At 65.7% G+C, this 23,357-nt stretch carries 19 protein-coding genes; 2 read left to right on the plus strand and 17 right to left on the minus strand.

Annotation, left to right across the window (positions count from 1 at the left end; all coding sequences use genetic code 11):
- Window positions 1-2: 2 nt before the first annotated feature.
- The 6 genes from AC1RVW_RS20740 to AC1RVW_RS20765 are packed head-to-tail and all read right to left on the minus strand — an operon-like array spanning window position 3 to window position 6,313.
- Entirely contained in the window at window positions 3-1,496 is a 1,494-nt protein-coding gene (locus AC1RVW_RS20740) for an ABC transporter substrate-binding protein (RefSeq protein WP_493202184.1), read from the minus strand.
- A gap of 45 nt (window positions 1,497-1,541) precedes the next feature.
- On the minus strand, window positions 1,542-2,357 hold the full coding sequence (locus tag AC1RVW_RS20745; RefSeq protein ID WP_081266798.1) for an ATP-binding cassette domain-containing protein: 816 nt from the start codon (window positions 2,355-2,357) through the stop codon (window positions 1,542-1,544).
- Window positions 2,354-3,355, minus strand: a complete 1,002-nt coding sequence (locus AC1RVW_RS20750; RefSeq protein ID WP_493202186.1) for an ABC transporter ATP-binding protein — start codon at window positions 3,353-3,355, stop codon at window positions 2,354-2,356. The genes AC1RVW_RS20745 and AC1RVW_RS20750 overlap by 4 nt, the downstream gene beginning before the upstream one ends.
- Window positions 3,356-3,362: 7 nt before the next feature.
- Complete coding sequence (locus AC1RVW_RS20755; RefSeq protein ID WP_493202188.1) at window positions 3,363-4,244, minus strand: ABC transporter permease; 882 nt, start codon at window positions 4,242-4,244, stop codon at window positions 3,363-3,365.
- Window positions 4,241-5,191: an ABC transporter permease gene (locus AC1RVW_RS20760; RefSeq protein WP_493202190.1), complete on the minus strand. Its 951-nt coding sequence runs from the start codon at window positions 5,189-5,191 to the stop codon at window positions 4,241-4,243. The genes AC1RVW_RS20755 and AC1RVW_RS20760 overlap by 4 nt, the downstream gene beginning before the upstream one ends.
- Before the next feature lie 39 nt (window positions 5,192-5,230).
- On the minus strand, window positions 5,231-6,313 hold the full coding sequence (locus AC1RVW_RS20765; RefSeq protein ID WP_493202192.1) for a tartrate dehydrogenase: 1,083 nt from the start codon (window positions 6,311-6,313) through the stop codon (window positions 5,231-5,233).
- 348 nt (window positions 6,314-6,661) lie between these two features.
- On the opposite strand from AC1RVW_RS20765, the gene AC1RVW_RS20770 reads away from it, so the two are divergent.
- Both AC1RVW_RS20770 and AC1RVW_RS20775 read left to right on the plus strand, forming a co-directional pair.
- A complete protein-coding gene (locus tag AC1RVW_RS20770) occupies window positions 6,662-8,134 on the plus strand; it encodes a sensor histidine kinase (RefSeq protein WP_493202194.1) in 1,473 nt (490 codons plus the stop codon).
- Window positions 8,135-8,165: 31 nt separating this feature from the next.
- The gene (locus AC1RVW_RS20775; RefSeq protein WP_493202196.1) at window positions 8,166-9,023 is read left to right on the plus strand and encodes an aldo/keto reductase; all 858 of its coding nucleotides are present in this window, start codon (window positions 8,166-8,168) and stop codon (window positions 9,021-9,023) included.
- A 15-nt stretch (window positions 9,024-9,038) separates the two neighbouring features.
- On the opposite strand, the gene AC1RVW_RS20780 is transcribed toward AC1RVW_RS20775, so the two are convergent.
- The 11 genes from AC1RVW_RS20780 to AC1RVW_RS20830 all read right to left on the minus strand — a co-directional run bounded on the left by AC1RVW_RS20780 (window position 9,039) and on the right by AC1RVW_RS20830 (window position 23,353).
- Window positions 9,039-10,529 (minus strand): nucleobase:cation symporter-2 family protein, encoded by a 1,491-nt coding sequence (locus tag AC1RVW_RS20780; RefSeq protein WP_493202198.1) that lies wholly within the window; start codon window positions 10,527-10,529, stop codon window positions 9,039-9,041.
- A gap of 152 nt (window positions 10,530-10,681) precedes the next feature.
- On the minus strand, window positions 10,682-11,665 hold the full coding sequence (locus AC1RVW_RS20785) for an NAD-dependent epimerase/dehydratase family protein (RefSeq protein ID WP_493202200.1): 984 nt from the start codon (window positions 11,663-11,665) through the stop codon (window positions 10,682-10,684).
- Between the two features lie 69 nt (window positions 11,666-11,734).
- Window positions 11,735-12,193, minus strand: a complete 459-nt coding sequence (locus AC1RVW_RS20790; RefSeq protein WP_493202202.1) for a helix-turn-helix transcriptional regulator — start codon at window positions 12,191-12,193, stop codon at window positions 11,735-11,737.
- A 10-nt stretch (window positions 12,194-12,203) separates the two neighbouring features.
- Entirely contained in the window at window positions 12,204-12,968 is a 765-nt protein-coding gene (locus AC1RVW_RS20795; protein WP_081266789.1) for a GntR family transcriptional regulator, read from the minus strand.
- Between the two features lie 14 nt (window positions 12,969-12,982).
- Window positions 12,983-13,720 carry an aspartate/glutamate racemase family protein gene (locus AC1RVW_RS20800; RefSeq protein ID WP_493202204.1) on the minus strand — a complete coding sequence of 246 codons (738 nt, stop codon included), beginning with the start codon at window positions 13,718-13,720 and terminating at the stop codon, window positions 12,983-12,985.
- Between the two features lie 31 nt (window positions 13,721-13,751).
- A complete protein-coding gene (locus AC1RVW_RS20805) occupies window positions 13,752-15,245 on the minus strand; it encodes an NCS1 family nucleobase:cation symporter-1 (RefSeq protein ID WP_493202206.1) in 1,494 nt (497 codons plus the stop codon).
- A gap of 370 nt (window positions 15,246-15,615) precedes the next feature.
- Complete coding sequence (locus tag AC1RVW_RS20810; protein ID WP_493202208.1) at window positions 15,616-16,032, minus strand: hypothetical protein; 417 nt, start codon at window positions 16,030-16,032, stop codon at window positions 15,616-15,618.
- A gap of 221 nt (window positions 16,033-16,253) precedes the next feature.
- The gene (locus AC1RVW_RS20815) at window positions 16,254-17,600 is read right to left on the minus strand and encodes a hypothetical protein (protein WP_493202210.1); all 1,347 of its coding nucleotides are present in this window, start codon (window positions 17,598-17,600) and stop codon (window positions 16,254-16,256) included.
- A 420-nt stretch (window positions 17,601-18,020) separates the two neighbouring features.
- The gene (locus AC1RVW_RS20820; RefSeq protein ID WP_493202211.1) at window positions 18,021-18,818 is read right to left on the minus strand and encodes a hypothetical protein; all 798 of its coding nucleotides are present in this window, start codon (window positions 18,816-18,818) and stop codon (window positions 18,021-18,023) included.
- 436 nt (window positions 18,819-19,254) lie between these two features.
- The gene (locus tag AC1RVW_RS20825; RefSeq protein WP_493202213.1) at window positions 19,255-20,700 is read right to left on the minus strand and encodes a hypothetical protein; all 1,446 of its coding nucleotides are present in this window, start codon (window positions 20,698-20,700) and stop codon (window positions 19,255-19,257) included.
- 130 nt (window positions 20,701-20,830) lie between these two features.
- Window positions 20,831-23,353 carry an ATP-binding protein gene (locus AC1RVW_RS20830; protein ID WP_493202215.1) on the minus strand — a complete coding sequence of 841 codons (2,523 nt, stop codon included), beginning with the start codon at window positions 23,351-23,353 and terminating at the stop codon, window positions 20,831-20,833.
- Between the last annotated feature and the right edge of the window lie 4 nt (window positions 23,354-23,357).

A 23,357-nucleotide genomic window follows, 5' to 3' on the forward strand; every position in this document is an offset into this window, starting at 1 on the left:
CATCAGCCCCACGAAATCGCGGCCAGGTCGTTCACCACGATCGGCATGCTCGGCCACAGGCCCTTCACTTCCTTGCGCGCGATGGTCGGGAAGACCGCCTGGTAGAGGAAGCCGTTGACCGCATCGGTGGCCAGCATGCGCTGGGCGTCGGCCAGCAGGTCGGCGCGGCGCTTCTTGTTCTCTTCGTTCTGAATCGTGACGAACAGGTCGCGGAACTTCTTCGAGTCGTAGCCCCAGTAGTAATCGGGCTCGGTGTACTTCACCAGGTCGAAGGGCTCCACGTGCGCGACCATCGTCAGGTCGAAATCGTGCGCGCCGCCGAAGGTGCCGCTGAGCCACTGGGCCCATTCCACGTTCTGGATCTTCACGTTGATGCCGATCTGCGCCAGCTGCGCTGCGATCATCTCGCCGCCCTGGCGTGCATACGAGGGCGGAGGCAGTTGCAGGCGCAGTTCGAGCGGCGTCTTCACGCCGGCTTCGGCCAGCAGCTTCTTCGCTTTCTCGATGTCGAAGGGGTTCATCGCCGTGGTGTCGACGAAGCCCGGCGCGCCCATGGCGTAATGGCTGCCGATGGGCTTGCCGAAGCCGTCCGCCGCGCCCTGGATGATTGCGTTGCGGTCGATGGCCGCCAGGATGGCGCGGCGCACGCGCACGTCGTCCAGCGGCTTCTTGCGGTTGTTGATGGTCAGGATCACCTTGCCGCGCGTGCCCACTTCAATCACCTGGAAGCGCGGGTTGCCTTTGAACTGCGCGACCGAGCGGGTGCCCGCGCGCGGGAAGATGTCGATGTCGCTGGCCATCAGCGCGGCGGTCTGCGCGGCCGTGTCCGACATGAAGCGGAACACGAACTTCGGGACCTTCGCGAGGCTCGGGTCGCGGTAGCTCGGCGACTTGACCAGCGTGCAGGAGGCGCCGCGCTGCCACGCGCTCAGCTTGTACGGGCCGGTGCCCACCGGCGCGGTGGCATTGGTGTCGGCGCTCTTGGGCTCGACGATGCAGGCGGTCGACTGCCCCAGCATGAACGGCAGGTCGGGGTTGGGCAGCGTGCTGTTGACGCCCACCGTGTACTCGTCGAGCGCCACGGTGCCGATCTCGCTGAAGAAGCGCTTGTCCTTGTTGGTGCTCCTGGCGCCGCCCGCGCGGTCGAACGAGAACTTCACGGTGTGCGCGTTGAAGGGCTGGTCGTTCTCGAAGCGCACGCCCTTGCGAAGCTTGAAGACGAAGGTCTTCATGTCGGGCGACGACGACCAGCTCTCCGCCAGCATCGGCGTGACCGAGCCGTCTGCGTTCACCTTGGTGAGCGTCTCGAAGATGTTGTACTGCGTGATCTCCGCGATGGCCGATGCGGCGCCGGTGGTCGGGTCCAGGCCCGGCGGCTCGAGCGGCATGCCGATCGTCAGCGTGTTCTTGCCGGCCTGCGCACGTGCCTGGGGCAGGAAGACCCCCGGGATTGCCGCAGCCATGGCGGAAGTCATGAGTGTGCGTCGCTTCAACATTCGATAGTTCCTGGAGGTGAGGATGAAACTGAGAACCGGCGTCGCCTAGCGCGACGGCGTGTGCAGCACGGCGGACAGCAGCGTGCGCGTGTATTCGTGCTGCGCATGCGCGAACAGGTCGGCCGGGCGGCCTCGCTCCACGATGCGGCCCTTGAAGACCACGCAGACTTCGTCGCACAGGTGGTTGACCACCGCGAGGTCGTGGCTGATGAGCAGGTAGCTGATGCCGAACTGCTGCTGCAGGTCCTGCATCAGGTTGAGCACCTGGGCCTGCACCGACACGTCGAGCGCGCTCACCGGCTCGTCGGCCACGATGAGCTTGGGACGTGTGATGAGCGCGCGTGCAATGGCGATGCGCTGGCGCTGCCCGCCCGAGAACTCGTGCGGGTACTTGTCCATGTCGGTGGTGCGCAGGCCGACGGCGGCAAGTGCTTCCGATGCGCGCTCGCGCTGCTCGGCGCGGCTGGTCTCGGCCAGCGCCTCCAGCGGCTCGGCCACGATGCGCGCCACGGTCTGGCGAGGGTCGAGCGAACCGTAGGGGTCCTGGAACACCATCTGGAAATCGCGCCGCGCCGTGCGCAGCGCTTCCTTCGACAGCGCATGCAGGTCGCGGCCTTCGAGCGAGACGGTGCCTGATGTGGGCGTGTCCAGCGCCATTACCAGCCGCGCGATGGTCGACTTGCCCGAGCCCGATTCGCCGACGATGCCCATGCTCTTGCCGGCGTGCACGTCGAAGCTCACGCCGTTGAGCGCCTTCACCGTCGGCGGCGGGCCGAACAGCTTTTCTCGCGGCAGCGCGTAGTGGCGGTAGAGGTTCTTCACGGCCAGCAGGGGCTGGCCGGCGTTGGTGGACTGGCTCATGCGGGGAGGGCGGCGGCCTTGGCGTTCAGCGCGGCGATCTCGCCAAGCCGCAGGCAGCGCACCGTGTGGTCGTTCGGCAGCAGCGTGGCCTGGGGCCGCGTGCTCTGGCACAGGTCGATGGTGTGGGCGCAGCGGCCCGCGAAGGCGCAGCCGCGCGGCATGTCGACCAGCTCCGGCACGCTGCCCAGGATGGTCGGCAGCCGGCCCGCGCGCACCGCGCCGATGGCGGGGCGCGCCGCGAACAGGCCGCGCGTGTAGGGGTGCGCGCGGCCCGCGAAGACGGTGTCGGTCGGGCCGCTTTCGACCGCGCTGCCGCCGTACATCACCAGCATGCGCTTCACGCTGTTGGCGATCACGCCGAGGTCGTGCGAGATCAGGATCATCGCCATGCCCATTTCCTGGACCAGGCCCTGGATCAGGTCGAGCACCTGCTTCTGGATGGTCACGTCGAGCGCGGTGGTGGGCTCGTCGGCAATCAGCAGGTCGGGGCCGCAGGCCAAGGCCATCGCGATGCCGATGCGCTGGCGCTGGCCGCCGGAGAACTGGTGCGGGTAGGCGTCGAGGCGCGAAGCCGCGTCGGGAATGCCCACGCGGTCGAGCAGGCCCAGAGCTTCCTTGCGGGCCTGCGCCTTGGTCAGCCCGCGATGCAGCTGCAGCGGCTCGCCGACCTGGCGCGCGATGGTGTGCACCGGGTTCAGCGCCGTCATCGGTTCCTGGAAGATCATGCCGATGCGGTTGCCGCGGATCTGGCACATCTGCTTTTCCGGCAGGCCGACGAGTTCCTGCCCGTCGAGCTTGATGCTGCCGGTGACCTGCGCGCTGGAGGGCAGCAGGCCCATGAGCGACATCACGGTGATCGACTTGCCGCAGCCCGACTCGCCGACGATGCCCAGCGTTTCGCCGCGCTCCAGCGAGAACGAGATGCCGCGCACGGCCTGCGCCGGGCCGCGCTGGGTCTGCAGGCCGATCTGGAGGTTGTTGACTTCGAGGAGTGGCATCGTGGTCTCAGCGTGCGCGGGCGAGGCGCGGATCGAGCAGGTCGCGCAGGCCGTCGCCCAGCAGGTTCAGGCCCAGCACCGCCAGCGCGATCGCCATGCCGGGGAAAACCGCCAGCAGCGGCTGCTGGAACATCAGGGTCTGCGCTTCGCTGAGCATGCGGCCCCACGACGGCTGCGGCGGCTGCGTGCCGAGGCCGAGGTACGAGAGCGCCGCTTCCGCGAGGATGGCGATGGCGAAGCGGATCGTGATCTGCACGATCAGCACGGCCGAGATGTTCGGCAGCACGTGCTGCATGGTGATGGCAAAGGAGCCCTTGCCGCAGGCGCGCGCCGCGGCCACGTATTCGCGCGACCAGATGGCGTTGGCCGATGCGCGCGTGATGCGCGCGAAGGTCGGGATGTTGTAGATGCCGATCGCGACGATGGCATTCACGATGCCCGCGCCGAACACGGCGGTCATCATGATGGCCGAGAGAATCGCGGGGAAGGCCAGCGTGAAGTCCGACAGGCGCATCACCGCTTCTTCGGCCCAGCCGCGTTTGGCCGCCGCGAGCAGGCCCAGCGCGGTGCCGACCACCAGGCCGATGCCCACGGCAATGATGCCGACCAGGATGGATGCGCGCGCACCCACCAGCAGCAGAGAGGCCACGTCACGCCCGAATGCATCGGTGCCCAGCCAGTGCGAGCCCGTCGGGGCCTGCATCTTGTTCGCCATGTCCATCGCATACGGCGACCACGGCGTCCACACGAAGGACACCAGCGCCGCGACGAGCAGCAGCGCGGCCAGCACGCCGCCGATGACGAAGCTGCGGTGCTTCACCGCGCGTTGCCAGAAACCGGGTAGCTTGAGCGCCGCGGCGCTGGGGGCCGGGGCCGTGATGGCGTTCATATGTCGCTGGCCTTGATGCGCGGGTCGATGACGGCATAGAGCACGTCGACCACGAAATTCACGATGACCACCATGGCCGCGAGCAGCATCACGCAGTTGCGCACCACGATCAGGTCGCGGTTGCTGATGGCCTGGAAGATCAGCCGGCCCAAGCCGGGAAGATAGAACACGTTCTCCACCACGATGGTGCCGGCCAGCAGCTCCGAGAACTGCATGCCCATCACCGTGATGACGGGGATCATGGCGTTGCGCAGCACGTGCGTCCAGAGCACCATGCGCTGCGAAACGCCCTTGGCCCGCGCGGTGCGCACGAAGTCTTCGCGCATCACCTCCAGCACTGCCGAGCGCGTGATGCGCGCGAGGATCGCGGCCTGCACCACCGCAAGCGACATGGCAGGCAGCAGCAGCGACTTGATGCCCGAGAAAAAGCCGTCGCCCCAGCCCTCGAAGCCGCCGGCGGAGAACCACTGCAGCTTCACCGAGAACACGAGGATCAGCAGGATCGCGAACCAGAAATTGGGAATGGCGATGCCGACCTGGGCCATGCCCATCAGGCCGACGTCGCCGAGCTTGTTGTGGCGCGCCGCGGCCGTCACGCCCACCAGCAGCGCGATGACCGTGGTGAAGAACATCGCCAGCAGCGCCAGCGGCATGGTGAGCGCCAGGCGCTCGAGGATCAGGTCGAGCACCGGCGAGCTGTAGGCGTAGCTGTCGCCCAGGTTGCCGGTGAGCAGGCCGCCGATCCAGTGCCAGTAGCGTGTCCATGCGGGCAGGTCGAGGCCCAGCTTGGTGGCCAGCGCCGCCACCGCTTCGGGCGAGGCATCCGGCCCCATCAGCATCTGTGCCGCGTTGCCCGGAAGAATCTCCAGCACCAGGAACACGATGATCGACGCGCCGACCAGCGTGCCGATCAGCGTCAGCGTGCGCTTCAGCAGGAACAGGCCCATCTCAGTGTCCCCGGCCGCAAAGGGATGAGGGGCTCGTCGTCATGCCGAGATGCAGTCGGCGATCGCGCGGCCCACGTCCACGGTGTTCGCGGTGCCGCCCATGTCGCGCGTGCGCGGGCCTTCGCTCAGCACCGTCTCGATGGCCGAGATGACGGCGGCCGAAGCCTGTGCGTACACGGGGTCGTTGTTGCCCAGGTGGTCGAGCATCAGCGCGGCCGACCAGATCTGGCCGATCGGGTTGGCGATGCTCTTGCCCGCGATGTCGGGCGCCGAGCCGTGCACCGGCTCGAACAGCGACGGGAACTTGCGCTCCGGGTTCAGGTTGGCGCTCGGCGCGATGCCGATGGTGCCGGTGCAGGCCGGGCCCAGGTCGGACAGGATGTCTCCGAACAGGTTGGAGGCCACCACCACGTCGAACCAGTCGGGGTGCTGCACGAAGTGCGCGCACAGGATGTCGATGTGGTACTTGCTGGTCGCGATGTCCGGATGGCGCTTGGCGATCTCGGCCAGGCGCTCGTCCCAGTAGGGCATGGTCACCGAGATGCCGTTCGACTTGGTCGCGGCCACCAGGTTCTTGCGCGGGCGGCGGCTGGCCAGCTCGAATGCGTATTCGATGATGCGGTCCACGCCGACGCGCGTGAACACCGCTTCCTGGATCGCCATTTCGCGCGGCGTGCCCTCGAACAGGCGCCCGCCCACGGAGGTGTACTCGCCCTCGGTGTTCTCGCGCACCACCAGGAAGTCGATGTCGCCGGGCTTGCGGTGCGCCAGCGGTCCGGGCACGCCGGGCATCAGGCGCACGGGGCGCAGGTTCACGTACTGGTCGAAGTCGCGGCGGATCTTGATGAGCAGGCCCCACACGGCGATGTGGTCGGGCACCTTGTCGGGCGCGCCCACCGCGCCGAAGTAGATGGCGTCATGGCCCTGGATCTTGTCGGCCCAGTCTGCCGGCATCATCAGGCCGGTGCGCACGTAGTGGTCGGAGCCCCAGTCGAAGTGGTCGTAAGAGAAGTCGATGCCGAAACGGCGCCCGACCGCGTCGAGCACGCGCAAACCTTCGGGCATGACCTCGACGCCGATGCCGTCTCCGGGAATGACGGCAATCCTGTGCTTTTTCTGCATTGACTCAACCTGTTCCAAATTCGTTTCGATGGGGCGAGCGCGCTCGTGACGCAAGGCCGCTGAAAAATTCTAGGAGCCGCGGCCATGCGAGAGGTCGGGGTTGGCACCCACTCAGTGTTGACAAAATCAGAAGGCAACGCGAGGCGGTTTGCTTGCGTGGAAAACGATTTCGGTGTCACGGGAATGTCTTTGACTTCTAAAAATTAGAAGGCTCGGCGCGCCGCTTCAGGCCGCTGGAGAGCCCGCAGGCAGCTTCATGAAGGCTTGCTGAATTCCGGCGTCCAGACCCGGCAGATACTTCGGCCGCTCGCGGCACCCGATCCCCAGGGAGGGGCCGCCAGGAAACACATGAATTCTTTGCCTGTCCAGGACAACGCCGGCCCCGGCGCGGGCGCCGCCATGCATGCGGGGTGGCGGCACGCGCTCGGGCAACGTTGGCGGCGCTGGGTCCAGCCCTCGCTGCTGAGGCGATTGCTGCTGGCGCAGGTTTCGGTGGTCGGGCTGCTGTGGGCCTGCATCGTCGGCCTGTTCCTGCACGACTCCAACCGCTTTCCCGAGCTCGTGCGCTACGACAGCCTCTTTGCCTGCATCATCGCCGCCGCGCGGAATCTCGCGGACTCGCCGGACCGCCAGCAAGCCACGCTGCGCGCCTTCGACATGGCGCTGCTCGAGACCTCGGGCGACTTCACGTCCGACGAGGACAAGGCGCCGGTCATGCAGGTGTGGCAGCGCGGCAGGCTCATCTACAACTCGAGCGCATCGGTGCCGCCGATCATCAACCAGACCATCGGCAAGGTGGAGATCATCCGCCTGGGCGAACGGTCGCTGCGCGCGCGGACCATGGTCTCGCCGGTGCTCGACACCCGCGTGATGCTGGCCGAGCCCAAGTTCCTGCGGCTGTACTTCAACGCCGACGACCGCAGCTACTACTTCCTGCCCTTGCTCATCAGCCTGCCGTTTCTGGTGTTCCCCGCATGGCTGGCCGTGCTGCTCGCCCTGAGGCCGTGGCGACAGGTGACGCGGGAGACCGCCGAGCGCGGCCCCGCCGACCTCACGCCGCTGTCGTTCGAGCCGCAGCACAAGGAACTGCGGCCGATGGTGCGCAGCATCAACGGCCTGCTGCGCAGCGTGCGCGACCGCGGTGTGCGCGAACGCGGGCTGATCGCCGACGCGGCCAATGAACTTCAGACACCGCTCGAGGCGATGCGCGTGAACGTCGAGGCGCTGAGGGCGCAGACGAACGACGAGGGCCAGCGCGAGCTCATGGCCAACCTGCTGCGCAGCAATGACCGCGCGACGCGGCTGGTCGGGCAGTTGCAGCAGCTGATGCGCAGTGACGAGGTGCCGCAGAACGCCTTGCCTGAAGCGCTTGCGCTCGACGCCTTGGCGCGTGAGCGCATCGCGCTGCTCGGGCCGCTGGCGCAGGCGCGCGGCGTGAAGTTCGACTTTGCGGTGGATGACGAAGGCCCGGTGCCGGTGTTCGGCGAGCGCGAGAGCCTGATTTCGATGGTGAGCAACCTGGTGGAGAACGCCGTCAAGTACAGCCCCGGGGGCGGCACAGTCAGTGTGCATGTCGGCCGCGATGGCGCACGCGCGGTGCTTCGCGTGGTCGACCAGGGCCCGGGCATTCCACCGGCGCTGCGCGAGCGGGTGTTCGACCGCTTCTTCCGCAACCCCGACCAGACGCAGTCGGGCAGCGGGCTGGGGCTGGCGATCGTGAAGTCGGTGCTCGACAGGCACCACGGACAGATCATTCTGGAGGCGGGCGAAGACGGGCGAGGGCTGCTGGCGACCGTGTGGCTGCCGTTGTCGGCAGGCTGACAGGGGTATCGGCCGCATCTACCATGTGCCGATGCGAACACTTTCACTTCCCACCGGCGGCGAGATGCCGGTACTCGGCCTGGGTACCTGGCGCATGGGCGAGGATGCAAGCCGCCGCGCGGCCGAAGTCGCCGCCGTGCGCGAGGCCATCGCCCTGGGCTACCGGCTCATCGACACCGCCGAGATGTACGGCGAAGGCGGCGCAGAAACCGTCGTGGGCCAGGCCGTTGCCGAGGCGCTGCGCGCGGGTGACGTGCGGCGCGATGCGCTTTTCATCGTCAGCAAGGTCTACCCGCACAACGCGAGTCGGCGCGGCACGCGCGAGGCCTGCGAACGCAGCCTGAAGCGGCTGGGGCTCGACGCCATCGACCTCTACCTGCTGCACTGGCGCGGCAACCACCCGCTGCGCGACACCGTCGCCGCGATGCAGTCGCTGGTGGCCGACGGCCGCATCGCCCACTGGGGCGTGAGCAACTTCGACATCGACGACATGGAAGAGCTGGAGCCGCTCGCCGGCAGCGGGCCGGGCTGCGCGGCCAACCAGGTGTACCTGTCGCTGGGCGAGCGCGGGCCCGAGTTCAGCCTGCTGCCCTGGCAGCGCGAGCGCGGCATGCCGCTGATGGCCTACAGCCCGATCGACCAGGGTGCGCTGGCGGGTGACAAGGCGTTGGGGGAACTGGCTGCGCGTCTCGGCGTGACAGCCGCTCAACTGGCGCTGGCCGCGGTGATCGCGCGGCCCGGCGTGGCGGCGATCCCGAAGGCGGTACGCGCCGAACACCTGAAGGAAAACCTGGCCGCCGCGGCGTTGAAGCTCGACGCGGCAACCCTGGAAGAAATCGACCGCCTGCACCCGCCGCCGCGGCGCAAGGGGCCGCTGGCGATGATCTGACCCGGGAAGGAAGGCTCAGTGCGCCTCGGCCTGCTTGGCCGCGGCAATCACGGCCTGCTCGTCGTGCTTCGCGCCGTTGAGGAACAGGTTCAGCAGCACGGCGGCAATCGACGCCAGCAGGATGCCCGACTCGATCAGCGAGTGAATGGCGTGCGGCATCCATTGCTTGAAGTTGGGTGCGATCAGCGGAATCATGCCGATGCCGATCGACACCGCGACGATCATCGCGTTGTGGCGGTTGGTCTTGAAGTCCACGCCCGACAGGATGCGGATGCCGGTGGCGGCCACCATGCCGAACATCACGAGGCCCGCGCCGCCAAGCACCACGGTGGGCAGCGACTCCACCAGCGCGGCCATCTTCGGCAGCAGGCCCAGCACGATGAGGATCACGCCGCCCGCCACGCAGACGTAGCGGCTCTTGATGCCGGTGACGGCCACGAGGCCCACGTTCTGCGAGAAGCTGGTGTACGGGAAGGTGTTGAAGATGCCGCCGATCAGCGTGCCCAGGCCGTCGGTGCGCAGGCCGCGGGCCAGGTCTTTCTGCTCGATCCTGCGGCCGGTCATCTCGCCGAGCGCGAGGAACATGCCGGTCGATTCGATCATCACCACGATCATGATGAGCGTCATGGTGAGGATCAGGATCGGGTCGAACTGCGGCATGCCGAAATGAAAGGGCAGCACGACATCGACCCACGCGGCCTTGCCCACCTTCTCGTAGGTCATGAGGCCGGTAATGGACGCCACCACGGCGCCGATCACGATGCCCAGCAGCACCGAGATGTTGGCGATGAAGCCCTTGGCGTATTTGACGATCAGCAGGATCGACACCAGCACCAGCGCTGCCACGCCGAAGCCTGAAAGATCCGCGTACTTGGGGTTGGGCACCGTCGGCATGATCGCGAAGCCCTTGGGCACGGCCGGAATGGAGCTGCCCGGCGACGTCACCTCGGCGAGCCACTTGGCATACACCGGGTCGACCAGCGCGGGCGCCGTCGGGCCCACCGGGTTGCCGAAGATCCAGTTGATGCCCACGCGCATCAGGCTGATGCCGATGACGGCGATGATCGTGCCCGTGACCACCGGCGGAAAGAAGCGCAGCATGCGGCTCACCAGCGGCGCGATCAGTATCGACACCACGCCCGCGCCGATGATCGAGCCGAACAGCAGCTGGGCTCCGTTCTGGCCCGGGTTGGCGTTGGCGATGGCCACCATCGGAGCGACCGACGCGAAGGTCACGCCCATCATCACCGGCAGCTTGATGCCGAACCATTGCGTGGCGCCGAGCGCCTGGATCAGCGTGGCGATGCCGCAGCAGAACAGGTCGGCCGAGATCAGCAGGGCGACCTCGTCGGGCGAGAGCTTGAGCGCGCGCCCGACGATCAGCGGCACCGCGACGGCCCCCGCATACATCACCAGCACATGCTGCAATCCGAGGGCCGCGAGCTTGCCCGAAGGCAAGCGCTGATCCACGGGATGGACTTGGGAAAGTGTGGCGTCGGCCGTCATCGTTGTCTCCTGCTGCGCAAGGGAAGAGGCTGGGGCGGCGCGGCTTGCCACGGCGCATGCCTCAATGTGTACGCGAAACTGTATACAACTTATGCGACAATCTTGACCCGGAAAAACCCGAAGCAGGCCGGGTTCATTCCGCCGGCAGTCGCTCAGGCGACGGGGTACGGCCCTTCGCCAAACACCTCGCGGTGGTAGCCCTTGCTGCCCACGTCGCGCGCCAGCTGGCTGCGGAAGTCGCGGCCTTCGCGCAGGCACCGCAGCACATGCGCGAAGTCATGGCGCGGCTGCCAGCCCAGCTCGCGCCGCGCCAGCGCATTCACGTAGACGCGGTCGAGCTGCGCGGGCAGCTTCCATCCCTGCCCGGCATAGAGCGCTTCGCATTCTGGAAACAGCCGGTTCAGCACACGCGGTGCGCTTTCGCGCAGCATCGGCAGGTCGTCTTGCGTGAAGGGCGTGGTGGCCGAGACGATGTAGCGGCCGAAGCCGATGGCCGGTGCTCGCTTGGCCGCCAGCAGGTGGGCATCGACCACGTCCTCGATGTCGACGCGGCGATGCAGCAGCTCATTGGCCTGCGCGTTCTCCAATGAATGGAGGCTGCGCGCGGTGGCATCGTCGTCGTCCTCGGGAAAGAAGCGCGAAGTCTTCAGCACGATCACGGGCAGGCGCTGCTTGCGGTGGAACAGCTCGCACAGGCTTTCGGCGGAGGTCTTGGTCACGCCGTAGATGTTCTTCGGGATCGGCGTCACGCCTTCCGTGATCCAGGCTGCCGGCATGCCTCCGGCGGGCGTGAGCGCCGAGCCGAAGGTGCTGGTGGTGCTGGTGAACACGAAGGCCTCGACACCGGCCGCCACCGCTTCTTCGAGGAGCACCAGCGTGCCCGTGATGTTGGTGTCGACGAACTCCTGCAGGCTGTGCGTGCCCACGTGAGGCTTGTGCAGCGTGGCCGCATGGATGACCGTGCGCACGCTGCGCATGCAGTCGCGCACGAAGGCGCGGTCGGTGATGGAACCTGCGCGGTCGGTGAAGGGGGAGGGCGTGATGTCGATGCCCCGTGCGTCTTGCGAAGCCGCGCGCAGCGTGCGCATCAGGGCTTCGCCGAGGTGGCCGGCGCTGCCGGTGATCAAAGTGGTCATGGCCGCAAGACTATCGGCCGACGTTGAGGGCGTCCACGCATAAGTTATGCGTGGATCGGGCGTCTGCGCTCAGGCGATCGTGGTGACGATGCGTCCCGCGCACCCGTCGGCCAGTGCAATGCGCTCCCACAGCACGCGGCCCGACACGATCGGAATGACCGGGTCGGCATTGGCTCCGGTGGCAATCTCCAGCGACGACAGGTCGCCCGCGTGCCAGCCCAGCCCGTCGAGTGTGGCTTCGGCCGCGAGGATTTCTGCCGAGGCGTAGACGATCAGCGAACGCCCCATGAATTCCGCCGCATCGGCGCGCCACTCGGCCTGGCGCGACGGCGACGCGGCCAGCAGCCGGTGCGCCGCGGCCTGCTGCGCGGCGGACAGCGCAAGCTGCCCGCGCTCCCAGCGCGACACCGTCGCCTGGTTCACGCCCATCAGTTGTGCGAAATGCGTTTGCTTGATGCCGCGCAGCAGGCGCATCCGGCGCAGGGCCGTGCCCAGGCTCGCTGGGTTCGGGGTGCTCCCGTGGCGCATGGCTTCACCCTCAGGCCAGCAGCGCCTTCACCAGGTCGAGCTGGCGGTCGGGCTTGTCTGTGTCCAGCGAGAGGCTGGCCTCGATGCGCTCGAGGTGTTCGATCATGCTCTTCACCGCGGCCTCCGGGTCGCCCTTGCGGCACAGCCGCAGGAACTCGGCGTGCTCGTCGGACGAGCAGTGCGGGTCGTTCGACGAGTGGTACAGCATCGCGATCAGCGAGCTGCGCGCGACCAGCTCGCGCACCAGTTCGGCCAGCGTGCGGTTGCCCGTGGCCTCGGCCAGTGCCACGTGGAAGTCGCCCAGGAGCTTCTCGCGCACGGTGCCCATGGTGGTGGTCTGGCGGAGCGTGGTGCGCTCGAACTTGACGTGCTGCTCGAGCACCTGGTAGTCGCGCGGCCGTGCATTGGCGATGAAGAGGCGCACCACCTCGCTCTCGAGGATGCGGCGCACCGCGAACACCTCGCGTGCTTCTTCCACGGTGGGCTGGCAGACGAAGGCGCCCTTGTCGGGGATCATCTCGATGAGCTTGTCCTTCGACAGCATCAGCAGCGCGGCGCGCACCTTGGTGCGGCTCACCGAATAGACGCGGCCCAGCGCCTCTTCGCGCAGCCAGGTGCCGGGCGGCAGGCGCTTCTCGACGATGGCGGTGGCGATGTCGTTGGCGATGCTCTCGATGGAGCTTTGCTTGTCCGCCGGCGCGGCGCCGTCGTCGGGCGGCGCGGCTGCGGCGGAGGAGGTGTCGGAAACGGGAGGTTTGGAACTGGCGCGGGGCATGCGCGGATTGTGGCCTAGCGCGGCAGGGTGAAGCCTTCCAGCGCCCCAATGATGGGCTTCGGCAGGGGCTTTGCCAGCTCGCCGCGCTTGCTGGTGCGCAGTTTCAGCGCCACGAGCGATTCGATGAGCTTGGTGCCGGCGGCCACGCCGTCGATCACAGGCACGCCCAGCAGCTGCTCGATGTGCGCGCACAGGTCGGTCATGCCTGCGCAGCCGAGCACGATGCAGTCGGAGCCGTCTTGTTCGAGGGCGAGCCGGCATTCGTCGACGATGCGCTCGCGGGCCCGCGAGCCGGGTTCCTCGAGTTCGAGCACAGGCAGTTCGCAGGCGCGCACGTTGGCGCAGAAGCGCTCCATGCCGTAGATCTCGGCCAGGTGCCAGGCCTGCCCCATGGTGCGTCCCAGCGTGGTCACCACGCTGAAGCGGCTGCCGAGCATGCTGGCCAGGTGCATCGCCGCCTCGGCGATGCCGACCACCGGGCCGCTCGCCAGTTCGCGCGCGGCTTTCAGGCCCGGGTCGCCGAAACAGGCGATCACGTAGCCGTCGATGCCGTCGCGCTCGCCTGCCGCAATCTCCTGCAGCAACCCCGGCACGGCCAGCGCCTCGTCGTAGTGGCTCTCGATGGAAACCGGGCCCATGCCCGGGCTCACCGCCACGATCTCGGTGCCGCTGTGCGCCACCGCGCGGGCGCAAGCGCCGATCTTCTCGGTCATGCTCCAGGTGGTGTTGGGGTTGATGATCTTGATGCGCACGGCGCGGTCCCTTTCTTTCTCTTTCAGTGTTTCAGGTCTTGCTGTTGCGGTTCAGCAGCGCATACAGGATGAAGCCCAGGCCCATGCCGATGAACCACGCATAGTTGGCGGCGCCGCGCAGCGTCGGCACCATCACGCAAAGAATGGGCACGATGGCCGACGGCACCAGCGCCTGGATCGCCTTCGGGTTGTAGCCGCCGCTGTACCAGTACTCGCCCTTGGGGCTCATGGTGTAGAGCGCGTCCACGTCGATGCGCTGCTTGCGCACGATGTAGTAGTCGGCAATGAGGATGCCGAACAGCGGCCCGATGAACGAGCCCAGCACGTCGAGCGTGTAGTGGATGACCTCGGGGCTGTTGTAGAGGTTCCACGGCGTGAGGAACACCGAGCCCACAGCGGCGATCATGCCGCCCGTGCGCCAGCTGATGTGCTGCGGCGCCACGTTCGAGAAGTCGAACGCCGGCGAGACGAAGTTGGCCACGATGTTGATGCCGATGGTGGCGATCATGAAGGTCAGCGCGCCCAGCACCACGGCAGTGGTGCTGTCGATCTTGCCCACGGTGTGCACCGGATCGGTGATGAGCTCGCCGAACACGGGCAGCGTTGCGGCGGTGGTGATGACGGTCAGCAGCGAGAAGAAGACGAAGTTCACCGGCAGGCCCCAGAAGTTGCCTTTCTTCACCGCGTCGAAGCTCTTGCCGTAGCGGGAGAAGTCACCGAAGTTGAGCATCGGGCCGCTGAAGTAGCTCACCACCAGCGCAATGGCCGAGAGCATCACCGGCAGCGCGTCCCAGCCCTGGAACTTGATGCCGCCCAGGTTCAGGTCGATCGTGCTCCAGCCGGCCTTCCACACCAGCCAGCCGCACAGGATGGCCATGACCACGTACACCGCCGGACCGGCCCAGTCGATGAACTTGCGGATGGCGTCCATGCCGTGCCAGAACACGAAGGCCTGCAGCACCCACATGACCATGAACGCGACCCAGCCCAGGGCAGACAGGCCGACGAAGCCGTGCTGCGCCACGTCCGCGTAAGGCGTGAGACCCGGCGCCATGTGCAGCGCCAGCACCATGAAGGCTGCCGACGCCAGATAAGTTTGCACGCCGTACCAGGCCACCGCGATCAGCCCGCGGATGATGGCCGGGATGTTGGCGCCCAGCACGCCGAACGGTGCGCGGCAAACCACGGGGTAGGGCACGCCCGTCACCTGGCTCGGCTTGGCCACGAGGTTGCAGAAGAACTGCACGATCACGATGCCCACCAGCAGCGACACCAGCACCTGCCAGCTCGACAGCCCCAGCGCGAACAGGCTGCCGGCCGTGATGTAGCCGCCCACGCTGTGCACGTCGGACATCCAGAAGGCAAAGATGTTGTATTGCCCCCAGGTCTGTTTCTTCAGCGGCGCGAGGTCTTCGTTGGTCAGCCGCGGGTGGTAGCCGGGCTTGATGACTGCGTTCGACTCGGCGTGCGGCGCAATGCCGGCTTCGCTTGTCCCCGTGGGGGCCTGGCTGACGACTGTGCTCATGGTCTTCTTTCCTTGTGCGGATAGGTAGGGGTTGGGAGCAGTTTTTGACGCAAATTTCGCGCCGCCTTTCGGATGCGTTATTTGTATACAAAAACTGCACGCAATCAAGACCATTCAAGGAATCATATATCCGTAGATTCCCTGATGAGAGCGGGTGTGCTGCTCTTGAATAAGGTGCGTCGAAAAAATAAGGTGCGTCGAGGAAACGGCATCTGCGTCACGCCGGCTGCGAGGCGGAAAGCGCCTAGAGCGTGGGTTGTCGTCGAGGGCCACACTCATGGCGACCAGCAACAGCCGGGAGTGCTCATTGAGGGGCAGAGAGATGTGTACGACTATGCAGCGATCGGCCCCGCCCGCCGCTGTCGGAGGCCTAGTAGCAGATGAAGCGCTGGGAATGCGGTGACTTGTGGCTAGCCGAGGAAAGGTGTTGCAGGCTCGCGCGCCCTGCGGGATGGTGCATCTTGTCGATGTGCTCGATGACCTTGTCAGCTTGAGCGTTCCGGTGATTCTCAAGGCCTTCGTCGGTGTGCAGGTGCGCGTTGATTGCGACAGCAAAGGCAATCCCTCGAAGCCGTGAAAGTTCGGCCAGGAAGCGCTCGTACCTCGGAGGTGGGATGTCTCGAAGCTTTGCTTCCTTGCCGCCGGCACACTCGATGCGCAAGTTTTGAACAAGACGCTCGAGCGCAGCGCGGTCGCTCTCGGGAGAGACGTAGGCAACCACGACGCACCAAGCCTCCGGGTCTGCAGAGGTGCGAAACGTGCCCGATTCGTCAACGAAAATGTTCATGGGCGCAGATCATGCACGATTGAAACACTGGCCCAGATGACATGCTGTACGTGAACTCGGCCTCTCGCTTTCGTGCGGGTAGGCGCGCTACAGCAGGCCTGCTACAGCAGCGTCGTCTCAGCACTGAACTTGCGCCTGGGCAGGGCCGCACGCATACTCCTGTCGTGGATTCGTGAGCTCGGGCCGCACTTCACCTTGGATGACAAGCGCCGTCCTCCTTTTCAGTTCGACGGCATGGAAATGACCCTCAGGCGAGCGGCTTCAGGGGCACTGACTCCTGAGAGGTCCGCTGCGCTCAAGGGGGCGTCTCTTCGTCCCACGCCTATCGCCAGGCCGCCGATACTTCGCGTGCGCGGTGACTTTGATTGCGTGCTGAGCCAGCTTCGCAACGCGATCGCATCGGCCTCGCTGGCAAGAATCACCGGCTCGGCTTCCGCGTTTGCCGCGCCATCGTGCTGGATCTGCAGGACATGACATCCTTTGGGCGTGCCCGGCGCCGGGCACCGACCGAGGCCGAAGCGCGCGAGCTCCAGGCTGTCCTTGGTGACCAGGCGCACGGGCTCGCCCTTGATGGCCTCACGGCTCAGCCGGACGCGATCATCACCTTCCGCAACGGTGCCATCGCCGGAAAGGACCTCCCTGAGCAAAATGGTCCCGCTGACGTCCGCCACGATCTCCTGGCTGCTGATTGGAAACCTGTCGGCGCAACGCGTCACGGAGACATCGGTCGCGGAGAGATTTCTGCCGTCCTTTCGCAGACTGAAGGTGTATACCGCGTGAGGATCGGGATTCAATTCCAGGCTCATGGTGATCGTCGCCTCCGAGGCTCCGAACAAGCTGAAGTAGGGGCCACCTTCCTGGACGAGTCGGGCCGTGGTGGGCGTCAGCGAACCGCCGACCGAAAGACGGGTCAGCCCGTACTTGGCGCTTTCTTCCCAGGTACGGTCGGTCTCCGCGCCAAGATTGAGTGCCTTGGCCAAACTCCCGGCGCCCTCCGCCAGGTTGGAGGTTCTCTCTCTGGATCCACCCAGTGTCAGCTTGTTCGACTGGGTGACGGTGGCTGTACCGATGTCGTAGGTCTTGGGAACGGATTGAAATCGATCCCAGGAAACAAATCGGGCGCGAGGAGGGATGTCCAAGCCATTTTCGTCCTTGCCTGGCGACCTGAGCGTGAGCACAAGGTCGAGCTTGTCGACACGATCCGCAGGTCTGCGCAAATCACCGAGGAGCGAAATCACCAGTTGTCTCGTGGCGGAGGCATTCACTGCCCACCCGCACGGTGGCTCCGACTCCTTTGGCGCAGTTCTCAGCAGTTCGATCAAGTCTTCGGGTTTCGCCTTCGCCGGCATCTTTGCCGCAAGCGCGTTGATCAATTCGGCCTGGCCGCGCTCGCCCAGTCCCGCAAGCACCGACGCACTCTGCGCGCCGGATGGGTTTGCGACAAAGACCGACAGCTCGACATGTCGTGCAAGCGCACCGTCGTCCACAGCTTCGTAGTGCCGCAGAAGCTTGGGCTGCGCGCAGCCGGCCAGAACGACGGCCGCAATCAAGGAGGCAGCGGCTTTCAACGCCTTCTCCCGAGCTTGAAGCATGCCATTGTCTGGAGGCCGACTCCCGAAACCCAAACGCGCCACTGCGTCGAGTCGACCCGCTGCACGTCGAAGTCGTCGCGAGAGACCGGCCAAAACCTGGAGACATCGCTGGGCTGACCCTCAAACGGGGTCGTCGACTCGTGGAATACCGAGTACGCCTTGGCGTCAGGTCCTCTGGCTGGCTCGTCTATGCGCATCAGTACATAGCGCGCAGGTTTGAAATCCCAATCGACATCCATTTAAGTCACCTCCATCCGTTGGTACGTAGCTGGGGTGCGGATCGCGTCCGCGACAAGAGCAAGCCGCTGCTGCTTGCGCACGCAGCTTCATGAAACTGGGCATGCTTCGGCGCGGAGGAGCCGCGCCAGCGAATGCGCCGACCGGTGCGGTCTTTGGCTACCGGGTCACCGACACGTGAACGTGAGCCATGTTCTCGAACCACACCCAGTCGAAGCCCGCTTCTACTGCCAATCGAGCGAGCCGGCCGAGCTTCCCCGCGTCGACTGGATCCGTCGTCAGATCTGCAGCCCGGCCTTCATAGTGCAAGCTTTCTGGGGAATGTTCGCCGTCTTCGTCCCAAGCTTCAGTCACTCGAAGCTTGGTACCGGACCATTCGCTGTCGACGGCGGACGCGAGTGCATCGATGCGTTGCGCGAGACGTGCCGACATCATTCGATCTGCGCCCGTCGACTCTTCGTCCTTGAAGACGACCAACGGATTGGTGTTCGACGTCAGGCTCTTGAATTCCGGATCGCTTCTCTTGATCCGCTTCTTGATCGGTCCGCACGCGGCAGCCTCGGAAGAGGCTGGCACCTTCTCACCAAGAGACAGGTCGTCCCCCGATGTCAGAACCAGCCCCTCCGGTGTGGACTGCGCACTCATCAAGCCAAGACTTGACAGCGGCGTTGTAGGTGGCGTTGTTGGCGGCGTCTTCGAGTCCGAGGAGATGCGCAGTTCGACCTTTGCTGTGCCTAGCGTCACGCTCAGCCCAATTAGATTGATCCCGTCCGGAAAGAACAAGCGCCGAGGCTCATCGGTCGTTGCCGCCCTGGCGTTCTCGAGAGACGAGATGATCGTCTGAAACAGCTCCGCGGCAACGGACCTTCCATCAGCCGGCGTTTCTTCGGCGCTGAGGGTGCTGAAGGCGCGGCTTTCCGTCGCGCTCGAATTCGTTGATGTCTTGCGAGTGTCCATATGGCCTCCTGATGCTTGATTCGAGAGCCGCTATCTCACGCAGCGCTCCAGGTAAAGATCTTCTTGCACCATCAAGTACTGCGGCGTTTCCGACTGCACTCGATCGATCCAGGCAGGTGCGTGCGCCACGCACGTCATGTAAGCAGCCCGTGGATCGGGCTCCTGCAATGGGTCGAAGGCGCAGAGCAGGAATGGGTAGCTTCGTTCGAACTCCGGAAGTTGCCACATGGGCCCCTGGAATTCGGCAACGAAGGGCGAGAGCTGGGCCACTTCGATACCGCGTCGTTTGGCCTCCTGCCCCAGGTAGTGATTGACGGACGACGAAGGTGTTCCCACGGGGAAACTTGCCGCTGCGACCTTGGGACACAACGGAAGTCGAACAGTGGAACACCCCGAGGCCACCAAGCAGATCGCGCAGCAGACCGCGAGCGCGGGCCTAGACCAAGGTCGCATAGAGCGCCTGCGAAAGCAATGCTTGAGAACTCGCCAGGACAGCGTGCGGGTAGATGTCATTTTTCTTGACCACGAATCCGACGAACCGCAACGTCGTTGGATCGTCGGCAATTTTCAGCGTGGTCCCGCTTTGGTCGACGGTGTGTTCCTTCTGGGTGGACGAGTAGCTGGCGGACGCGCCAAACGAGATGCCGCCGATGCCGAATCCACCGCCGCCGGAGGCGCTGAAGTTGCGGACATAGTCGTAGGTCCATTGCTGGCTGGAGATGAACTCGGTGCCAAAGCCACGCACGATGACCAGCTCAGTGGGAAAGTAGAGCAAACTGCCCCTCGGGCCGAAGAAGTCCTCGAAGTCACGAATGTTCTCCAGCACTCGCTTGTTCTTGAAGAGGTTCGCGTTGAACCAGCCGGGATAGTTGATCTTGACCTTGAACGCTGCTTTCGAGGACAACGTGACGGTTCTGCCTTTGGAGAAGTCCTCGGCGATCTTCTTGTGTTCCGATGCGCTGGCCTTCACGCTGAACAGGCCGTAGCTGGCACTTCCGCCTGCGCTCCAATCGGTCTCGATCGACTTCGACTCGGTGGTGCTGCTGTCGAGCGTCGCGGTGAACGAGCCCGCGCCGCTGGACATGATGTACGTGAGCGTCTTGTCGTAGGCGTAGACGCGCCGATCATCGAAGAGTGCAGTGGAGCCCAGGGGAAGCAGCGCCAGGTACTGCAGTGAGAAGTTCGCACCGCCGTCGTACTCGTAGTCCGGGTGGATGGGGTAGCGAAGACGCATCGAAGGATCCTCGAATGCGAACTCGGTATCGACGATCTCTCTGTCGCTCGCTTCGGGGTACTGCCTGTCGAGAATGCCCTTCTTCCTGAATTCTGCATCGGCGATCTCTCGGATCTTTGCCTCGATCTTGCGCAGGCTACCGCTTTTGCTGCTCCACTGGATGTATGCCGCCATGTCCGTCTCGGAGTAGCCCATTGCGGCTGCGACCTGCTTCCAGCGTGCCCGGTCTCGAATGGCCAGGTCGTCGATCTGGATCTTCAGCGAGTCGAGCAAGGTGTCGCAGTCCGCGACGAGCTGCTGCTCCTGGGGCGATAGGTTCTTCATGACGACGTACCGCCGAACGCGTCGCAGAAAGCTTCCGTACACCTGGGTCAGGTCTGCCCCCGAGGCGTTGATGGTCCCCTCCACGGGTGTCGGGTCTATTTCGCGGTCCGCTCGGCGCAGAAGGTTGTAGTACGAGAACCACTTGTAGCCCTTGTCCTTGAAGTCCTTGTCCGAGATGTCGATGCTGTCGGCCACGAGCTTGAGTTGCAGATACTCTTCAGCGTTGAGCTTTCCGATCTGCTCTTTGAGCAGGTCGTAGTAGTTGTCCAGCGAGATTTTCAACGCTGTGCCGAATTTGACTTCCTGGATGGGACTGGTGGGCACGATGGATGCTCCTGTTGGTGGGTGACTGGGCAGCTGGGAAACCGCTCGACCTGGGGTCTGAAAGTGATTTCGCGCAGAAGGACTTTGCCGCCCAGACCGCCGCCGCACCAGCAAGCGGCGCTAAACCTTGCTAAACGTCGCCAACGGATTGGCTCGCTGCGAAGTTTTGATGGAGCAGGTGATCGAGCCCGGCATCGCCAAGGCTGCGTCCCTGCGTCAACCAGTACCGTAGCTCTGTATCGCCCAGTACAGGCTCGATCAGCTCCAGTGCCCGCTGCCGGGCCAACTTCGAGATCGGATCGCGCTCGTTCTCGCTGTGGTCGGCGAAAGACTCGCCCGAGCCGATCAATTGCGCGGCGGCCTGCATGCCTCCCGCGGCCGCCGCGACCCAGGCAAAGACCTCGCAGCGGGCGCGCAGTAGATTCGCCTGCCTCAGCGCAATCAATGAATCGCCGGCACTGCGCACCGCCCGCTCGATCTGCCCGGCGGCGACGAGCGCCGCCGTCAGGCCTGACAGCACGCGTCCACGAGCCTGGCCCTGGCGAATGCTGTCATCGAGGTACTGCAGTAATTCCAGGCATCCATTGACCGCGGCGTCGGCACGCCCCATCTGCAATTGCGTCCATGCCATGTCGGCCCTCAGCAGCAGTCGGTAGCGCTTCACACCCAGCGCCTCGGCCAGCTCCAGCGCGGCTTGTGCATGCCTGAGCGCCAGATCGTGCTGGCCACGTGCGTCGGCGAGCCGGCTCTCGACCCGCAGCCGTCTCATCCGGTCCGCTTCCGGCACACCGTCCTGTTGCTGCTCCAGTCCGCGGGCGATGCGCAAGTGCGCTTCGGCACGTTCGGCGTGGCCAGCCTCGAGTTCGACTTCCGCCAGATGCCGCTGGCATGAATGCCGGTGGCGACGCTCGCCCAACGATTCGAATAAGGCATCGGCTGCCAGCATCGCTTCCACGGACAGCGATACAGGCATTCGCCCTTCGCTGCCGACGCGCCCGTACCAGTGCCAGAAGCGCGCGGCCAGCATCGTCGGACAGCGCGCATCGACCAGTGGCCGCACGCGCTTGAGATGGTCCAGCGCTTCGCCGGTGGCGCCCGCCGCGCCCAGCCCGACCGAGATGAAGGTCGCGATCGTGATCGCCACCTGCTCGTGGCCCGGAGCCATCAGAGCCCAGTTCAACGCCGCACGGGCATTCGGAATCTCCTGCCACATCAGCGCGCTGTCACGCTCACGCGCGGCGTTCATGCACAGCTGCGCCATCGTGTGTGCCAAGCGAGACGCCCAGTCAACCTCGTCGGCGGCGGTCTGCAGGGCGTCGAGCGCGAAGGCACGGGTGGTCTCCAGCATTCGATAGCGCGCACGGGCACCGCTCTGGCGGCTGATCAGCGAACGCTCCACCAGGACGTCCAGATGCTCGATGAGATGGGCGGCGCCATCGGGTCCGACCAGGAGTTCCGCCCCCTGAAGACTGAAGCCGGCCGGGAACACCGAGAGCTGGTGCAGCAGCAACTGCGCCGGTGCTGGCAGTAATTGATGGCTCCATTCAAGGGCTGCCTGCAGGCTGGTGTGGCGGCTTGGCGCGGTCCGAGGGCCGCGTGATAACAGCCGCATCCTGTCGTACAAGCGGTTGCGCACGCCTGCGAGGCCCAGCACGGGAACACGCGCCGCGGCGAACTCCAGCGCCAGCGGCACCCCGTCCAGCTGGCGGCAGATCTCGACCATGTCCACGAGCTCTTGGGCGCCGGGCTCGAAGCTGCCGCCCATTGCCGCGCGCACCCGCTCGAGCAACATTTTCACGGCGCCGTATTCCGTCGCGTCACCGGCATCGGGCGTGGGCGGCACCTCGAGCGGGTTGAGCCGGATGATGCGCTCGCCCGGCAGGCGCAAGGGCTCCTGGCTGGTGGCCAGAACATGCACGTGGCCGGCCGCCTTGAGCAACGCGTCCACGAAGGTGGCGACCCCATCGGCCAGGTGCTCGCAGTTGTCCAGCACCAGCAGCAGTTCCCGGTGCCTCAGCTGAGCCAGGCACTGGGTCAGCGGAACGTCGCGCGGGTTGAGCTCCAGGCCGATGACCTCGCAGACTGCCTGCACGAGCCGATCCGGATCCAGGACGTTGGCCAGCTCGACCTGCCAGACGCCGTGGGCATACGGTCGCGCCGCGGCCATCTGCCGCGCTGCCCAGAGCGCCAACGTCGTCTTGCCGACACCCGCCAGTCCGCACAGGGTCACGCAAGGCAGCGTCTCGTGCGCCCGCAGCAACTCGGCGAGTTCGCGCTCCCGTCCGTAGACTGCAAGCGCGCTCAGCGGCAGGTTGCCGGCGGCATGCGTGGTGTGGATCACGCCCTCCTGCGCTGGCGCGGGCGCCGGCTGAGCCACGAAGCGATAGCCGCGTCCGGTGACGGTGGCGATGGCCTCGGACCCCAGCAATTTTCGCAGCGCTGAGATCTGCACCGTCAAATTGTTGTCCTCGACAACCTGCCCGGGCCAGATCGAGGTGAATATTTCCGCCTTTGTCAGAACCCGCTCGCGCTGCTCTACCAGTAGCATCAGCAAGTCAAAGGCTCGGGCGCCGAGTGGCACGGGTTCGCCGTGCACGTGGACTTGGCGACGCGCGGTGTGGATCTCGAAGCCCTGGAATCGCAGGATGTCCATGCGG

The organism is Variovorax sp. MPBD4-3 (assembly GCF_058809745.1).

Bases quoted from the DNA above. Each gene is read 5' to 3' on its own strand.
- AC1RVW_RS20785 (WP_493202200.1), bottom strand. From the start codon at position 11,665: ATGACCACTTTGATCACCGGCAGCGCCGGCCACCTCGGCGAAGCCCTG.
- AC1RVW_RS20820 (WP_493202211.1), bottom strand. From the start codon at position 18,818: ATGGACACTCGCAAGACATCAACGAATTCGAGCGCGACGGAAAGCCGC.
- AC1RVW_RS20770 (WP_493202194.1), top strand. From the start codon at position 6,662: ATGAATTCTTTGCCTGTCCAGGACAACGCCGGCCCCGGCGCGGGCGCC.
- AC1RVW_RS20780 (WP_493202198.1), bottom strand. From the start codon at position 10,529: ATGACGGCCGACGCCACACTTTCCCAAGTCCATCCCGTGGATCAGCGC.
- AC1RVW_RS20755 (WP_493202188.1), bottom strand. From the start codon at position 4,244: ATGAACGCCATCACGGCCCCGGCCCCCAGCGCCGCGGCGCTCAAGCTA.
- AC1RVW_RS20805 (WP_493202206.1), bottom strand. From the start codon at position 15,245: ATGAGCACAGTCGTCAGCCAGGCCCCCACGGGGACAAGCGAAGCCGGC.
- AC1RVW_RS20750 (WP_493202186.1), bottom strand. From the start codon at position 3,355: ATGCCACTCCTCGAAGTCAACAACCTCCAGATCGGCCTGCAGACCCAG.
- AC1RVW_RS20765 (WP_493202192.1), bottom strand. From the start codon at position 6,313: ATGCAGAAAAAGCACAGGATTGCCGTCATTCCCGGAGACGGCATCGGC.
- AC1RVW_RS20810 (WP_493202208.1), bottom strand. From the start codon at position 16,032: ATGAACATTTTCGTTGACGAATCGGGCACGTTTCGCACCTCTGCAGAC.
- AC1RVW_RS20795 (WP_081266789.1), bottom strand. From the start codon at position 12,968: ATGCCCCGCGCCAGTTCCAAACCTCCCGTTTCCGACACCTCCTCCGCC.
- AC1RVW_RS20745 (WP_081266798.1), bottom strand. From the start codon at position 2,357: ATGAGCCAGTCCACCAACGCCGGCCAGCCCCTGCTGGCCGTGAAGAAC.
- AC1RVW_RS20760 (WP_493202190.1), bottom strand. From the start codon at position 5,191: ATGGGCCTGTTCCTGCTGAAGCGCACGCTGACGCTGATCGGCACGCTG.
- AC1RVW_RS20775 (WP_493202196.1), top strand. From the start codon at position 8,166: ATGCGAACACTTTCACTTCCCACCGGCGGCGAGATGCCGGTACTCGGC.
- AC1RVW_RS20740 (WP_493202184.1), bottom strand. From the start codon at position 1,496: ATGTTGAAGCGACGCACACTCATGACTTCCGCCATGGCTGCGGCAATC.
- AC1RVW_RS20790 (WP_493202202.1), bottom strand. From the start codon at position 12,193: ATGCGCCACGGGAGCACCCCGAACCCAGCGAGCCTGGGCACGGCCCTG.
- AC1RVW_RS20830 (WP_493202215.1), bottom strand. From the start codon at position 23,353: ATGGACATCCTGCGATTCCAGGGCTTCGAGATCCACACCGCGCGTCGC.